The organism is Levilactobacillus cerevisiae (assembly GCF_003946245.1).
Taxonomy (GTDB): domain Bacteria; phylum Bacillota; class Bacilli; order Lactobacillales; family Lactobacillaceae; genus Levilactobacillus; species Levilactobacillus cerevisiae.
This window is the reverse complement of sequence record NZ_RHNN01000011.1, coordinates 73,151-86,417: the sequence shown is the minus strand read 5'-3', so window position 1 is coordinate 86,417 and position 13,267 is coordinate 73,151. Positions and strand designations below refer to the sequence as shown.

Sequence of the window (13,267 nt, the reverse complement as noted above, 5' to 3'; positions counted from 1 at the left end):
CTTTTCCGCCAGCTTCCGGTATACTAAGTTCCAACAAAACTTCCGAAAGCGGGTCGCGGCCCGTCATGTTACTGGTAGCACTTCTACTGGGCTGGAATAGCCTAAGGAGTGCTTTTTTAATGCAAAAAAATACGAAAATCACCATCATTCTCATCACCGCCATGAACCTGCGGCTGGCAATCACCGCCGTCACCCCGCTGTTTTCCGCCATTCAACGGGCCTTTCACGTCGACAGCGGCCTCACCGCGCTACTGGTCACCCTGCCACTCTTGTGCTTCTCGTTGGGGGCCATCGTCACGCCCCGGCTGATTCGGACACTGGGCGTGATACCGCTACTCTGGGGCACTAACGGCCTCTTACTCGTTGCGAACCTGGTGCGACCTATAAATACCGTTACCCTACTTGGCGGGACCATTTTCATTGGCCTAGCCGTCGCCGTCCTAAATGTTTTGGTGCCGACCATGATTGCCCAGACCACGACGACCGGCGTGACCAAACTGACCAGCACCTACGCCGTCACCATGAACGTGCTTGCGGCGCTGGGAACCGCCGTCGCCATCCCCTTGGCCAATTTATGGGGCTGGCAACTGGTATTCCGGCTGTTCAGTCTGCCCGCCGTGTTGACGCTACTGGCCCTGTTTCGCTTACCCCGGGGGAGCTTTCCCCAACAGGCCGCAGCGACCAGTCAGTCGACCAGCCTCTGGGCAACGTTGCGCCACGACACGACTGCCCGCCGGCTCACCCTGTTCATGGGCCTTCAATCGCTGATTTTCTACAGCCTCACCACCTGGCTCCCCACCATCTTCCAGGCCCGCGGTGCATCCACCACGCTGGCGGGAAATTTGTTAGCCATCTTTCAACTCGTCGGCATCCCCGCGGCGTTAGTTCTCACCCGGGTGACGAACCAACGCCGCCTGTTGTGGGGACTCTTGGGCGCTTACCTACTGGGCGGGAGCGCACTCCTGTGGTCCGGCCTTGGTTGGTGGCTCGCCGCCGGTCTGTTGGGGTTCACGAGCTCACTCATTTTCACGTTGGCCCTCAACCTCATTGCGACCAGCAGTCACCACGTAACGGTCATCGCCAACCGGTCCGCCGTGGCCCAATCACTGGGTTATTTGTTAGCCGCAGTGGGCCCCGTCGTGTTGGGTCGTCTCCATGACCACTTCACCAGCTGGTTGCCGGTACTGGCGGTGCTGACCGGCTTGGTCCTCTTGACGATTGCGACGGGCCTGCGGTTGAGTAGGGCGTTGTCGGCGGCTGACAAGCGTATGGATTGATAATGACAAAAAGCAGTGACCCAGCGGTTCCGACTTAGGAACGACTGAGCCACTGCTTTTCTGTTTACCTTAACCAGCCAACTTGCTGGTTACCCACCATTGTTTCACATGAAACATTCTACTCTGCCGTCCGGTCCATCACCCGGCCCACAAATACCTGCAGCGCCTGCTGTTTCAGTTGGGTCGTCTTTGCCTGGGGGTCTTGCTTGAGTCGCCGGGCAACGTATTGGGTTGCGTAAGCCTGTGCCTGTCGTTGAGTCGCTTTCCGTTGGAGGGTCGCCTCTACCCGTTTGACAGCGGCCTTGGTCAACACGTGCCAGCTCGGCGTCAGACGGTAAACGACCGTCTGTTGCTTCAACTGTCCCGCATTGGTCACACCGGTGAAGAGCCACTTGGCCCACTGGTTCGTGTAGACGTAGCGGTCATCTTGCGTTGCTCGCACGGCCTTCGTCGCGTTAAACGTGACCCGGACGCGTTTCTGCTTATTCACCACCACCGCCGTCTTGCCGTTTTCCCGTTGGCTGGCGTAGGCGGTATAGGTCGTCTTGCCTTCCTTAATCGCCTTGGTAATCAGCACGTGATTGCCGCGAATACTGCCGACCGGTCGAATCGCTACCTGGTGCGTCGTCACGCGCTCCGTGGTCCCGTAATGGCGCTGCGAATCCAGCAACAGCACGCCTTGCCCGCAGATGACCACCACCGTCAGGACAACCGCCCACGCCGTTTGCCGGCTGATAAATAGCCAACCAGCCGCGATGACACTAATCACAATTACGCCTAATAACATATTAAGCCGCCTCCTGACTCTTGGAACTCAAGAAGAACGCTGGCAACACGCCCACTAAGGTGCCGATACTGATCCACATGAACGTGTGAAAGTAAGCCGTGTGCAGCATCGCCGTGGTCGCCAGGTTATTGCCCTCATAACTGGCAATGACCGCCGCTAAGACTGCCGTTGCGACCGAGCCCCCAATGTTTTGCGCCATCCGGGTGGCCACCGTCGCCTCAGCAATCAAGCCGTGATCGATGCCCGTGTAGCTGTCAGACATCACCGGAATTGTGATGCCACTGCGGCTGAGGCCCATCAAGAAGAGCATGACCAGAATCAACCAGGTCGGCGTGCCCTTGTCAAAGTAGGCAAAGGGGACCGTGGTGATGGCCGCAAACAGCAGGGAGATGATTACCACCCATTTTGCCCCGTACTGGTCGGTCAGTTTCCCTGCCTGCGTCCGGGTCACCAGCATGCCGGCGCCCAACGCAATCAGGTACAGCCCGGTATCAATGACGCTCAGGCCGCGGATATTTTGCAGGAACAGTGGCAGGGCAAACATCGCCCCATTTACCAGCAGGCCCGAGAGAAACAGGAGCGCGGTCGACGCGGAAAAGTTGGGCGTGCGGAACAGCTTCAGGGGAACCAGCGCTCGCGTCGGTTGCTTGAACGCGTAGACGATGTAGCCCAGCAGGCAGTCCAGCCCGATGAAGACTGGCAGGAGCACGGTAAACTTGCCGAACACGTCATCCGTGCTGAAGTTCGTGACGCCGATCACCAGGCCGGAGAACAGGCCCACTAATAGGAGGAAGCCCACGAAATCAAACGGCTTGCGCTGCCCCGCTGTCGGTTCAAACGCTGGCAGGAAGACCACGTCGAGGATCAACGCAATCAGGACCAGGGGAATGTTGATGTAAAATAGCCAGTGCCAATTTAGAAATTTAATCAGCGCGCCCCCAATCGTCGGTCCCAGGATGGGCGCGAAGACGATCGGTAAACCCACCACAGACATCAACTGGCCCAGGCCCTGCCCCCCTGCGGCCCGAATACCCAGCGTGGTGACCAGCGGCACAATGATGCCGGCCGCGGCCCCCTGAATGATGCGGCCAATCAACAGAAACGTGAGGCTGTCGGCTAACCCGGACATCACGGAGCCAATCAGGAACACAATCAGTGATAATTCCGTTAATAACCGGCCGGACATCTGGTTCACCAACCAACCGGCCAGGGGGACGGCCAATCCCAAAGCCAGCACATAAGCCGTCGTGACCCACTGAACGGTGTTGACAGTTGCGTCTAAATCTTTCAGAATGGTGTTAAGCCCAATGTTCGTCATGGTTGTGTCGAGCATGGGGGCCATTAAGCCCAGGACCAGAATCAAGGCCATCTGGGTGACCGAAACCTTGGGCTGTTGCCCGGTTTGGTTCATTTTAGCTTGTTTCGTCATGGATTATCTCTCCTTTTAAGGTACTCGCAGTACCCAAGAAGAGATACTAAACCTTTTATTTGTCATTTGCAAGGGAGGGTCATAAATTTTGGAAAAAAATCATCGCCGGCGGGGTAAGGAACTTGAAAATGCAATCTTAGATGCCGCATGGACGTCGATGCAGTCGATTGGCTACGCCCAGCTCACCATGGACGACATCGCCACGGCCGCTCACACCAATAAGAACGCCATTTATCGTCGCTGGGACACCAAGCTGGCCGTCATCAGTGACGCTGGTAAACGGGCTCTCAGCCAGGGCGATTACGTTAGTCCCATGACGGTCGAAGAACCCAATACGGGTAGTCTGCGGGACGATCTGATTGCCCTGCTCAGCATTCCATTGCCCATCATCGAGCTAACGGGACGGGAGAATGTTAAGGCGCTGGTCCAAGACTACCTGCCCCACCTAACGTTTAAAACGACTGACTTTTTACTGAGCGACAGCTTTCTCCAGCGCTATCTGACGGGGATTCTCGACCGCGCCCACGAACGCGGAGACATCCCCCTGTCAGCGGCGGAGATTCCCACGGTGGTTAAACGCCAGCCCGCGATTCAGCTTCTGGCCAATCTCTTGAGCGACGAGCCCTATGACGCCGCCACCATCGCATTGTGGGTCGACCGGATCTTGTTGCCACTGTTCAAAGCTTAGACGGTCGGGGATTCCGTTCCCGGCGGCGAGTTCAAGGTGCCCTGTTGTGGGGCCCGGCTCCAGCCTGAGAAGCGGTCTTCCGCCTCGCCTTGAAGCCTCACTGAGAATCGTGAGTCTCCAAGGTCGTCCCATGGCCTAACCTGAGGAAATCACTCAGCTAATGCCATCGACACAGCTGGGCACCTTGACTCGCCTCTGGTCACTTACACGAATGCTCTAAGTTTCAACAGGTGGTAAGTGTCGCTGGCACCAGGCTGTCCGGCGTCCTACCCACAGCGTTTCGGCCTAAATTTACGGCAAAACGTCACGCCAGGTGTCAGAGCCTTCACTAAATCCAGCACAAAAAAGGTGCAGCCGTTATCCCACGAGATAACAGCTGCACCTTTACTTATCACCATTTTAAATTGTCTTTTGGCGCCGCCTCTCAGCGACTCACTTCACACATTCAGCGCCACCAAACGGCCCGTCTTCCCCTTCAGATCCACGTCGTACGTGCTATAGGCACCGGCGTCGAAGTGGACCGCCCAGAAATCAGCGGTTGGGTCGACTAGCTCTTGATAGATCACCCGCAACGTTCCCAGGTGGGCGACCAACAACACCGTGTCCGTCGCCGCAAACTGGTCTAGCGTTTGCCACAAGCCGCGGCTGACACGCTTTTGAAATGCCGGGAAGCCCTCCACGGTTGGTGGGGCAAACGTCAGTGGCGCATCTAGCCAGCGCTGCCAGTTCAGGGGGTCGGCGGCCTGAATTTCATCGGCATCCAAGTTTTCCCAGTTGCCGAAGCGCTTCTCGTTCAGGTCGGCATCGACGACGACCCGACAGGCCGGATGACCAGCCTGAATCGGTGCCAGCGTCTGGGCCGCCCGCTGTAAGTCGCTGCGGATAACCCCCGTGATGGGCGTGGCCGCTAATTTTTGCGCCAGCTGCTGGGCCTGTTGCTGCCCAGTTTCGTCGAGGGGCACGTCCAGTCCGCCGTAAAATTTCTTCGCCAAATTCTGTGTCGTTTCGCCGTGCCGGGCCACTAATAATTTCATAACGTCGCCCGCACCACGATCAGGTACGCCAGCAAGAAGACGACCTGGGAGATTTCCGTGTAGGCGCCGACCGTGTCGCCGGAAAAGCCGCCCAACACCTTGAGGATGTGGTGGCGGTACAGGATGGCGACCAGCACGACGGCCGCGTAGGCGATGAGACCGCGCCAGCCCAACATCAGGTAGATGGCGACGATGGCCACCAGTTGGGCGACCACGATCCGCCACGTTTTCACGCCGACCCAGATACTGGCCAGGCCACCTTTGGATCCCGCGTACACCATGCGATAGAACAGCAGGGCCACCCCGGTCTTGGTCATCATGGTCATGATTGCCGCCAGAAAGACCATCGTCAACGTGCTCAGATGGGCGCTGAGGGCAATCCCACAGCCGAAGACGGTCGCGTAAAAGTAGAGCAACGCCAGACTGCCCATGGTGCCCAGCCGGCTGTCCTTCATAATCTCAAAAATTCGATCCGTGGTCCGCGACGAGAACAGGCCGTCCGCCGTGTCCGCCAAGGCATCCAGGTGAAAGCCCCCGGTCACGAATCCATCTAAGATCCAGTAGAAAATCCACGCCAACCACAACGGAAACAGAAACGTCAGACCCCAGAAAATAGCGGCCTCACCCGCACCCAGAATCAGGCCAAACAGCGTGATGTATTGGATGCTCTGCTTGAATTTATTAGTCACATCATCAATCTGAATGGGAATTGAGATGCGCGTGAAAAATTGTCCGAATAATACCAACGCTTTAAACATCCGCTACCTCCAATTCTGCCAGCCGTTTCAATTCGGGAAAGGCCGCTTCGATTGCCGCCGCGCGACTGCGTTTGACCCCGACCAGGGCCACCGTGGCCGGGCCCGCCGACTGGTCGAGTTGAACCGCATCTTCAGGCACCTGCCAGTGAATCGTCGGGTGCGCCTGCGTTTGGGCCATTTGCCCCAGCTCGTAGCGCATCCCCTTTGACCCGACCGGCAGGAGATCCTGCACACCCTTAAAGCGGCGTAATTTTTTAATCACATCATAGCTGAAGATGTCCGCCAGGTGCGCCACCACGTCGTCGCCTACGTACGGGTCGCCGAGTTGGTAGACCTGTAGCGGCTCGGCCGTTTGTGGCCGCCACGCCGTCTTGGCTAAGCGGCCAATCAGCGTGATGCCCAGTGACGTCGTGGTGGTCGGCATGTTGTCCTCGGTACTACCATTTAGCGGTAAATCGGGATAGCCGGCCTGGGCCAGTTCCTGTCGCACACCCCAGATGAGTTGGCGGCCGGTCGGTTCCATTTCGTTGCCAATCGTGTCCACGGCCGCCAGCAGGTTCACGCCGACGCACAGCAGTTCCAGCAGGGGCACGCGCACGGCGTAGGCCGCCATAATTTCCGGTGCCACGCTCACCGCGTCCGCCGACTTCGCCCCAATCCCGGCGCTACTGTCACAGGCGATCACCAAGTCTTCGTCGGCATTTAGCGGCACCACCGTCAAGTCTCGATACTGCGTTTTCATCAAGCCATGCCCTCCAGGAAGTCCGCCTGCTTAACTCGCGCTGGCAAGACTGCGTACAGCACTTCGCAGAGGACGATGTTCACGATCGTCGCGATTGTCAGCGGAATGAAGAGCGCGAAGATGGTGCCCTTCAACAGCGGGTAGAGTAGCGGCACTTCGATCGGCACGTTGATGATGTAGCCCACGATGTCGGACAGGATGATGACGCCGAGCTTGTTGACGCCGAAACGCTTACGAATCCAGCCAACCGCAAACATGCAGACACCCATCATGAAGCCGACGACCAAATGAACCGGCAGCGTGAGCGGAAAGCCCGCCAGCATGGCTGAGGTCAAATGGCCAAATAGGCCGAGCAGCGCGCCAATCCAGGGTCCCAGCATGATGGCGCCCAAGAAAGCGGGTGCCGAGTCCAGGGCAATTGAGCCCATGATTTTAACGTTTGCGCCAATGACGCACAATGCCAGCAACAGCGCCGTTAACGTCAGTCGTTTTAACGCCCGATTATTCCCCATAAGTAAAAACTCCTTTGATTTTTTAGCTATCGCACGCGTGAATATTGCAGAATTTATGTAAATGCAATCGCTTACCTAATAAGTTACGCTGATGTGGGGGCTTAATCAACCGCTGCTGCCATCACATTTTTGTCTGATTTCCGCAACAATCGTGTTACTGGGGCCCCGGTGGCTGGCACTTTGATGATGGGTATCGCGGCGGATTGGGTGCCGGGTTCCTGTAACCTGTCGTGCTGGGGTGACGGACCGCCTTTCTGAGCGGGCGGACGCTTCTACGAGACATAAAAAGGCGCAGACACGCCCTCTTCTAGGGAGCGTCTGCGCCATTAGCGTACGTTACAGGTAAAACGATAGCTATTCATCCGGATTCTCAGTGGTGAGGCCCCGTCGCATGACATGATAGGATAATGTTACCACAAGAAATCAACACCGCGTCCGGTACCCGGCCGCGCGCTAATACGTGGTCACGACTGAGCTCATAATTTGCCACTGCCCCGCCACTTGTTGGACTCGTAAGACCGTGTGTAAGGGCCATTCGTGCCGACCGCTGCCGTGGATACTGGCGGTGACCTTGTTTTCCCCGGTAATTTGCCAGCCGGTCGCGACTGCCGTGATGGCCACGTGCTCCTCAACGGAAGAGAAGTAGTGCATCGTGCCCTGGGCGATTTCCTGTAGCCACTCGGCCCGTGGCTGGACGTACCCCGTCATGTGGGTCAGCGTGAAGTCCGGTGCCAGTAAGGGTTCCAGCGCCGCGACATCATCGGCGGCCATGGCGGTATTGAACTTCCGGTAAAGGGTTAAGAGTTCTGGGTTCATGGTGTGCTCCTCGATTTATTTGCGATTTTAGAGAAATATTTCGGATTTTTTCTGCTATTTTGACACCGTTTTTTACTTGCGGTTAATCCCTAAGCTATCGCGGGAACCCAACGTCTCATCGTGTGCCAACCGAACGACCAGGTCCGCAATACTCTTGCGAGAAACGTCATGGCCGCCAAAGGGTTCGCCCTTCTTGGTGACCTGATAGTCGGTGTCGTTGCCGCTGTCAAACCAGCCCGGCCGGATCATCGTGTAGTTCAAATCAGAGGCTGCAATGACGTCGGCGGCATCCCGGTAAGTTTGTAAAACGGGATTGCCAGCCAAGTTGCCACCCGCACCGACGCTGGCTGGGATTTCGTTATAAATGCCCATCGAGGTGATAAAGAGGAGCCGCTTGACGCCGGCCTGGTCCATGGCGGCCACTAAGGTCTTGGCCATCCCCGCCAGGTTGCCACTCAGGGCGGCGAACACGACGTCCTGTCCCGCCAAAGCGGCCTGCAGGGCGGCCGCATCACTCACACTCCCGGCCACGGCCCGCTCACGGTCGGCGTTCAGCTGGCCCAACCGCTGAGTGTTCCGGGCCATCAGGGTCAGTTGATCCGTCGTGTTATCTAAGAAATAGTGCCGGGTGACGCTGCCCACGGAACCCGTTGCGCCAATGATCAGTACGTTTGTCATCATGTATTTCCTCCAATTCGTTTTGAATAAACCTAGTGTAGCACCTTGCAGTTAGTGCAAGGCAACTATTAATTTTAAATTTTTTTCAGTTCTTAAAAAACTGCCTTAAGCCTTCCCCTGCCGTTCACCCGGGGCAATCAGGAAAATCGCCGCCAGCAAAGCCAGGACCAAGAGCCCCGCGCCCATTAAAATGGCGTGTTGGAAGCCAGTAACTTGGTTACCAAACAGGCCTTCCGTGGTCACCAGAATCGACAGCCCAACCGAGCCACCAATCTGATGCATGACGTTGACGACCCCGGAAGCGGCGCCAGCGTCGGCCCCCTGCGTGTGGGCCACCCCAGCCGCCGTGAAGGGACTCAAGGAAAAGCCTTGGCCAATCCCGATGACCACCATGGGTGCGGCAATCCCCCACCAGTAGCCAATTGCTGGCGTGAAGAAGCTCAGCCAGAGCATCCCCGCGGCCGTCAAGGCAATCCCAATCACCAGCAGGCCGCCGTTGCCCCATTTAGCCGTTAACCGGGCCACTTGTAAGGCAATCACGAAGTTGACGATGGTCAGCGGGAAGAAGGCCACGCCGGCCATCAGCGCGCTAAAGCCGAGGGCATTTTGCATCAGCTGGGGCGTGATGAACCAGAAGCCCATCATGGCGCCCAGGTACAGGAAGCGGCCGACGTAGGCGCCAATCCGCTCGCGGTCGGTGAACAGGCGCAGCGGCATGATCGGTTGGCCCGTGCGGTGTTCCTGGAAAATGAAGATGGCCAGGAACAGGACGGCCAGTAGAAATGCCGGCAACTGCGCCCAATCGCCAATGATGCTGTAGACCAGCGCGCTCATCCCCAACAGGGAGCTGAAGGTGCCGACCCAATCCAATTTACCAGTTTGACCATTGTCTTTACGCAAATGCTTAACGGTCAAATAAAACATCCAGATACTGATGGGGACGTTCATGAAGAAGCCCACCCGCCAGGTTAACAGACTGGCGAAGACGCCGCCAATGACCAGGCTAACGCTGGCGCCAATCCCGGCCATAGCGCCGTAGTAGGCAATCGCCTTGACCCGTTCGGCCCCTTCGTAGGTGTCCATCAGGATGGCCAAGGTCGTTGGTGCCAGAATGGCGGAACCGATGCCCTGAAAGGCCCGCGCCGCAATGATCATCGGCGCGTTAACGGCGAGGCCCACCAGCAGGGAACCCAGGCCGAAGATGATCAGCCCAACCTGAAAGACCCGCCGCCGACCAAATAAGTCACCGGCCCGGCCCCCCAGCAACAGAAAGCCCCCAAACGTCAGGGAGTAGGCGCTGCTGACCCAAGAAAGTGTGGCTTGATTTAAGCCGAGGTCCTGAGCAATCTTGACCGTCCCCGTAAAGATGATCGAGTTGTCCAGGAGAATCATGAAGTAACTCATTAAGATAACCAATAGAATCCAATCGAAACGTTTTTGCTTTGCCATGTGTGTTTACCTCTCGTCTTTTAGTGAATGATTAGGAGTTTAGACCTTCACCTGGACTTTAAGGCAAGAGGGAATTTGATTTTATTTTTTTGGGGGCCAAACCGCTAAAAGATCACGCAAGCAAATAACCAGCAACCTGGAAAAGCATTCCCTGGTTGCTGGTTATTTAGACTGTATTTTTTCGAAAACTCATTTCTGCAACTTAAAAGTCACTGATTGTTTCAGTCTTTCCTTCTTACTCGGCTGAATGAAAATTGGCGTTTAGTTTATGCTTAATTTCCATAGACTATTACACGATCAAAACATCCTTCTGTTTTTGAATCTATATGATGCGCCACCTCAATGAGGGTAAACTCTCCACTCAACAGTAACTTATGGACCTGTTGGCTGGATCTCTCATCCAGTGAACTAGTTACTTCATCGGCCAAGACGATTGGTCGATTTCTAATTAGCGCTCGGGCAATTTCGATACGTTGTGCTTGTCCGCCTGACAAGTTTCCGCCGTTCTCACCAACAAGGTAGTTTAATCCATCCTTATCAACTAAATCTCGCAACCCAACCCTTTCAATTACACTTAATAACTCACTCTCCTTGAACTTTTCTCCAAGAGTTATGTTGAATGCAATTGTATCATTGAACATGAACGGTTCCTGATTTATCAGGCTAAACTTCTCTCTAATCTTTCGATCATCTGGGTTATTGACTACTTTTCCATCCAAAATGTACTCACCAGAATCAATTCCTAGTTCACCAATCAAAACTTTCAACAGGGTTGTTTTTCCATACCCTGATGGCGCCTTTATCAAAATTTTTTCTCCAGCACTCACGTCAAGCGACATTGTATCTATAATCACCTTATCCTGTTTAACAACCCGAATTTTATTCAGCGCTAAGCTTGTAAACGATTCATGCGAAAGCAATTTCGCATCTTCCTCATCTGGCACCACATTATCGAATACACTGCCGACAAAGTTCCGAACTGGCACGGTTGTCTGGATAGAATTAACTTCAGAAATGACTCTCATTAGAGGATTACTAATACTATTAGAAATTTGTACGACGCCCATAAATGCAGCTAACGTGATTGCTCCAGAAATAGTTCGATAAATACCGAATCCAAACGGCATGACTACCCCTAAAGTTAGTGCCGCAAAGGTCGTATATACGCCAACATGTCCAATACTTCCATTCATCTTACATAAATTTTGCTCCAGTTTTTCCACTCTTTCGTCGACTTTTCTCATTGAAAGCTTCTCAATCAGATAAAGACGAATAGTTGTTGATCCGGCCAATATATCTTTCAACGCTGAGATATATTGAGAGTTGCTTTCAGACCAATCTTTTGATTCGACTTGTATTCGCTTCTGAAGTGCATGAGAAAGTTCCAACGGGACCAGGCTCCCTAAGACAAAGACTAAAGTCGTCAGGCTGTCAAAATAGATTCCTCCTGCAATCGCACCCAAAATTGTCAAAAGTTGCTCAACGATCTTGAGTTCGTTTGAAATACCATTTGTCTCAAGTAGTTTTAAATCACCGGTCATCTTCGAAATTGACTCTGCCGTGGTGCTTTGCCTACTCACATTCAATAAATATCTTGCCGTTCTCCGCTTAATATTAACATTTACTTGCCGTATGATTTTATTAACCAGCGAGACATGGAGCCAATTCACAATAGATATTATTGCGAATCCAACAACTGCTATTGAAGCAACCTCGATAAAGAGTTTCATATCCTTGCTAGTAGCTGACTGAATAAAGTAACTAGTTACGAAAGCCAAAAATACATTTTGCAACGCCACGACTACATCTAGTACCAGAAGCGTCACAAATAAGTCCTTTCTGCCATATTTCCAGACTATCATTACACTTCACCTTGTTTCCCAGACATACAGTACATAATCAATGCGTAAAATATTCCCGTATTTCCTTCCCAAAAAGAATCCCCTACTCTTCTAAAACTTCCTGGCACAGACCAGCCTACACTTCCATCACCCATATTGGTTGATTCGCTAATGATGGTTTTTACTAGCGTTTCTTGATTATGTGATTGAAAACCTTCCACATAATTCAACACCAGTGAAATCCAAACATCCCCGTTAGAAATATTGGTTCGTTTTTCTGTAGATTGATTCGAGAATACAATGGGACTACTATCTGGGTCAATCAGATGGCACACCAAGCGTCCCTCTGGTTAGTTCAATTGTCGTTGAAAATTTGAAGGGAGATAATTTTATTAAAACTAAGGGAACGGCAATCCTCAACTTTTGAGGATGCCGTTCCCTTTCCATGGTCTGGTAGCTGTGTGAAGTTTTCTAAAGGATACGTGATGTTGTCACGCAGATCGCCATGATTTGCTTTTGTCGCTTCAGTTGGCGTCATCCAGATAGCTGTTGCGTCGGCTCAGTATTTCGCTTCTCTTGCCGAGCTTCGAGAGAAAGCCTTTTTCACTTCCTCTCCAAGACAGACATCTAGTTTAGCTATTCCACCTTAATTGTCGTTCAACCGCGTTCGAATCCGGCTCAGCGACACGGGCGTCATCCCCAGGTAAGACGCCACTAAATGCAGCGGGACCCGCGCGATAATTTCCGGTTCGTCCGCCGCTAATTGTTGGTAACGCTCGACGGGTGAGTGCTGTAGCTGATCGAAAAAGATGTTGCGGTAGGCGATGAACCGCTCGCAAACAAAGCGGGTGATGGCCGGTTCAATCGTCGGGTATTTCTGGCGAATCCGGTCGAAATCGGCCTTACTGAGCATCAGGACCGCCGAATCCTCAAAGCTCTCGATGGAGAATCCGCTGGGTTGGCCCAGGTAGAAGCTTTCAAACGAGGACACCACTTGGTTTTCAAAGAAAAATTGCAGGGTGATGTCGCGGCCATCGCTGTTGTGCCACAGCCGCAGGGCCCCGTGGACGACGATAAAGCCCGTGGTGGCCACGTCACCTTCGGCCAGTAATGTGGTTCCCGCAGGCACTTGTTTCGGCACAAATAGGTCGTGCAGCTCCGGCCAGTGTTCCGCTATTTCTGGTAATTTCTGTGCAAGGTATGCCGGCATTTCCATGCGTCAATGCTCCTTTGGCCACTCGAATTAACATTTGTTA

The 13,267-nt window shown here is 54.0% G+C and carries 14 protein-coding genes; 2 read left to right on the top strand and 12 right to left on the bottom strand.

Annotation, left to right across the window (positions count from 1 at the left end):
- Positions 1-119: 119 nt before the first annotated feature.
- Positions 120-1,277 (top strand): MFS transporter, encoded by a 1,158-nt coding sequence (locus EKM99_RS07105; RefSeq protein WP_164511551.1) that lies wholly within the window; start codon positions 120-122, stop codon positions 1,275-1,277.
- A 118-nt stretch (positions 1,278-1,395) separates the two neighbouring features.
- On the opposite strand, the gene EKM99_RS07100 is transcribed toward EKM99_RS07105, so the two are convergent.
- Positions 1,396-2,064: a DUF4811 domain-containing protein gene (locus tag EKM99_RS07100; RefSeq protein ID WP_125582284.1), complete on the bottom strand. Its 669-nt coding sequence runs from the start codon at positions 2,062-2,064 to the stop codon at positions 1,396-1,398.
- Position 2,065: 1 nt separating this feature from the next.
- Complete coding sequence (locus tag EKM99_RS07095; RefSeq protein ID WP_225419812.1) at positions 2,066-3,493, bottom strand: DHA2 family efflux MFS transporter permease subunit; 1,428 nt, start codon at positions 3,491-3,493, stop codon at positions 2,066-2,068.
- An 88-nt stretch (positions 3,494-3,581) separates the two neighbouring features.
- Here EKM99_RS07095 and EKM99_RS07090 point away from each other — a divergent pair, with 88 nt between their 5' ends.
- The gene (locus tag EKM99_RS07090; RefSeq protein WP_125582282.1) at positions 3,582-4,181 is read left to right on the top strand and encodes a TetR/AcrR family transcriptional regulator; all 600 of its coding nucleotides are present in this window, start codon (positions 3,582-3,584) and stop codon (positions 4,179-4,181) included.
- A gap of 437 nt (positions 4,182-4,618) precedes the next feature.
- Here the strand turns inward: EKM99_RS07090 and EKM99_RS07085 are convergent, their stop codons facing one another.
- The 10 genes from EKM99_RS07085 to EKM99_RS07040 all read right to left on the bottom strand — a co-directional run bounded on the left by EKM99_RS07085 (position 4,619) and on the right by EKM99_RS07040 (position 13,227).
- Entirely contained in the window at positions 4,619-5,215 is a 597-nt protein-coding gene (locus EKM99_RS07085; protein WP_125582280.1) for a histidine phosphatase family protein, read from the bottom strand.
- The gene (locus tag EKM99_RS07080) at positions 5,212-5,973 is read right to left on the bottom strand and encodes an adenosylcobinamide-GDP ribazoletransferase (protein WP_125582278.1); all 762 of its coding nucleotides are present in this window, start codon (positions 5,971-5,973) and stop codon (positions 5,212-5,214) included. Before EKM99_RS07080 ends, EKM99_RS07085 begins: the two co-directional genes overlap by 4 nt.
- The gene (locus EKM99_RS07075) at positions 5,966-6,715 is read right to left on the bottom strand and encodes a hypothetical protein (protein WP_125582276.1); all 750 of its coding nucleotides are present in this window, start codon (positions 6,713-6,715) and stop codon (positions 5,966-5,968) included. Before EKM99_RS07075 ends, EKM99_RS07080 begins: the two co-directional genes overlap by 8 nt.
- Positions 6,715-7,227, bottom strand: coding sequence for an ECF transporter S component (locus EKM99_RS07070; protein WP_125582274.1), 513 nt, complete (start codon positions 7,225-7,227; stop codon positions 6,715-6,717). The genes EKM99_RS07075 and EKM99_RS07070 overlap by 1 nt, the downstream gene beginning before the upstream one ends.
- A 453-nt stretch (positions 7,228-7,680) precedes the next feature.
- A complete protein-coding gene (locus EKM99_RS07065) occupies positions 7,681-8,043 on the bottom strand; it encodes a nuclear transport factor 2 family protein (protein ID WP_125582272.1) in 363 nt (120 codons plus the stop codon).
- A gap of 72 nt (positions 8,044-8,115) precedes the next feature.
- Complete coding sequence (locus EKM99_RS07060; RefSeq protein WP_125582333.1) at positions 8,116-8,721, bottom strand: NAD(P)H-binding protein; 606 nt, start codon at positions 8,719-8,721, stop codon at positions 8,116-8,118.
- Positions 8,722-8,826: 105 nt separating this feature from the next.
- A complete protein-coding gene (locus EKM99_RS07055) occupies positions 8,827-10,170 on the bottom strand; it encodes an MFS transporter (protein WP_125582270.1) in 1,344 nt (447 codons plus the stop codon).
- Positions 10,171-10,442: 272 nt separating this feature from the next.
- Positions 10,443-12,032 (bottom strand): ATP-binding cassette domain-containing protein, encoded by a 1,590-nt coding sequence (locus tag EKM99_RS07050; protein WP_125582268.1) that lies wholly within the window; start codon positions 12,030-12,032, stop codon positions 10,443-10,445.
- Entirely contained in the window at positions 12,032-12,346 is a 315-nt protein-coding gene (locus tag EKM99_RS07045) for a hypothetical protein (RefSeq protein ID WP_125582265.1), read from the bottom strand. Before EKM99_RS07045 ends, EKM99_RS07050 begins: the two co-directional genes overlap by 1 nt.
- A gap of 311 nt (positions 12,347-12,657) precedes the next feature.
- The gene (locus EKM99_RS07040) at positions 12,658-13,227 is read right to left on the bottom strand and encodes a Crp/Fnr family transcriptional regulator (protein WP_225419811.1); all 570 of its coding nucleotides are present in this window, start codon (positions 13,225-13,227) and stop codon (positions 12,658-12,660) included.
- Positions 13,228-13,267: the final 40 nt, after the last annotated feature.

Excerpts from the sequence above, each read along its gene's own strand:
- EKM99_RS07060 (WP_125582333.1), bottom strand. The coding sequence starts at position 8,721 with ATGACAAACGTACTGATCATTGGCGCAACGGGTTCCGTGGGCAGCGTC.
- EKM99_RS07085 (WP_125582280.1), bottom strand. The coding sequence starts at position 5,215 with ATGAAATTATTAGTGGCCCGGCACGGCGAAACGACACAGAATTTGGCG.
- EKM99_RS07055 (WP_125582270.1), bottom strand. The coding sequence starts at position 10,170 with ATGGCAAAGCAAAAACGTTTCGATTGGATTCTATTGGTTATCTTAATG.
- EKM99_RS07050 (WP_125582268.1), bottom strand. The coding sequence starts at position 12,032 with ATGATAGTCTGGAAATATGGCAGAAAGGACTTATTTGTGACGCTTCTG.
- EKM99_RS07105 (WP_164511551.1), top strand. The coding sequence starts at position 120 with ATGCAAAAAAATACGAAAATCACCATCATTCTCATCACCGCCATGAAC.
- EKM99_RS07040 (WP_225419811.1), bottom strand. The coding sequence starts at position 13,227 with ATGGAAATGCCGGCATACCTTGCACAGAAATTACCAGAAATAGCGGAA.
- EKM99_RS07070 (WP_125582274.1), bottom strand. The coding sequence starts at position 7,227 with ATGGGGAATAATCGGGCGTTAAAACGACTGACGTTAACGGCGCTGTTG.
- EKM99_RS07065 (WP_125582272.1), bottom strand. The coding sequence starts at position 8,043 with ATGAACCCAGAACTCTTAACCCTTTACCGGAAGTTCAATACCGCCATG.
- EKM99_RS07095 (WP_225419812.1), bottom strand. The coding sequence starts at position 3,493 with ATGACGAAACAAGCTAAAATGAACCAAACCGGGCAACAGCCCAAGGTT.
- EKM99_RS07080 (WP_125582278.1), bottom strand. The coding sequence starts at position 5,973 with ATGTTTAAAGCGTTGGTATTATTCGGACAATTTTTCACGCGCATCTCA.
- EKM99_RS07075 (WP_125582276.1), bottom strand. The coding sequence starts at position 6,715 with ATGAAAACGCAGTATCGAGACTTGACGGTGGTGCCGCTAAATGCCGAC.
- EKM99_RS07100 (WP_125582284.1), bottom strand. The coding sequence starts at position 2,064 with ATGTTATTAGGCGTAATTGTGATTAGTGTCATCGCGGCTGGTTGGCTA.